Here is a 1248-nt window from a genome sequence, read left to right as displayed (position 1 = left end):
ATACCGAGTCTCTGCTGGAGACGGAGACCGGCCTGGGCCGCCAGGCTCGCCGCACTCTCCAGACCATTCAGCGGGCGTTGAATGATGTCTCAAACACGCTTACCCGGCTCACGGATCTGTATCGGCAGAGGGAGCCTCAGGTTGTCTCCGCGCCGATTGACCTGAATCAACTTGTGCGCCAGACCATCGAGCTGACCAATGCCCGCTGGTCTGCCATGCCGCAGCAAAACGGAATTGTGGTCCGCATGGTTACAGACCTGGCGTATGGGATTCCGCCGATCCGAGGGCTTGAAAACGAACTCCGGGAAGTGCTCGTCAACCTCATCTTCAACGCCGTCGATGCCATGGCGAATGGCGGTACGTTAACGCTGCGGACTGGTATTGCGAAGACCAGTTGTTCAGAGGGAGGACCTACCGAGATTCGTGGCGTGTATCTGGAAGTGGTCGACACCGGTGTTGGTATGGACGAAGAAGCCAGGCGGCGGTGCATGGAGCCCTTCTTCACCACCAAGGGGGATCGCGGCACCGGACTTGGCCTTGTCATGGTGCAGGGTGTCATGGAGCGCCACAGTGGTGAGTTGGAGATTGACAGTGCCGTCGGTAAAGGGACGACGGTGCGTCTGACCTTTACCGCAACAGAAGCCGCGGTAAGTAGACCTGCTCCCACTGCGCCTGCCGGTACCGTATCGAAGCCGGTGAGGATTCTGCTCGTAGACGACGATCCTCTCCTGTTGAAGCCATTGCGCGAGGTGCTGGAACTGGACGGCCACGACGTGGTTACGGCAAACGGCGGTCAGTCAGGAATCGATGCGTTTCATGCGGCGCTTTCTCAGAACAAACCCTTTTCTATCGTCTTCACAGACCTGGGAATGCCCTATGTCGACGGCAAAAAAGTAGCACTCTCCGTTAAGGAAGCCGCAGCCGCTACACCTGTGATCCTGCTGACCGGTTGGGGATACCGCTCAGGCAACGAAGATGAGACGCCGGCTAACGTAGACCTGGTTCTGAGCAAGCCGACAAAACGCGGAGACCTGCGCTCTGCAGTCGAGCGCTTCTCCGGAAACGAGCCCAACTAAGTCGTAGTTACAATTCGACAGGCCATACTCTGGGTGCCCATTCACCGGGTCCCCAACGAACTTGTTCGTTGGGGTGGTCACGCGTAGCGTGAGTGGGAGATTCGAGCGAAGCCTCGCCATTGGTAGATCCCGGCGTAGAGAATAATCACTCACGTCAGGGGCGGCTTTCTAC

The 1248-nt window shown here is 58.2% G+C and carries 1 protein-coding gene; it reads left to right on the top strand.

The features are described 5' to 3' along the window. Positions 1–1076: ATP-binding protein (locus tag AB4043_RS26000; RefSeq protein WP_442308589.1), on the top strand; the 1076-nt coding region annotated here is incomplete at its 5' end. Positions 1077–1248: the final 172 nt, after the last annotated feature.

Origin of the sequence: Terriglobus sp. YAF25 (assembly GCF_052113305.1) — a bacterium.
In the GTDB taxonomy this organism is placed as follows: domain Bacteria; phylum Acidobacteriota; class Terriglobia; order Terriglobales; family Acidobacteriaceae; genus Terriglobus.
The sequence above is the reverse complement of the archived record's forward strand: the minus strand, read 5'-3'. Positions and strand labels throughout refer to the sequence as shown.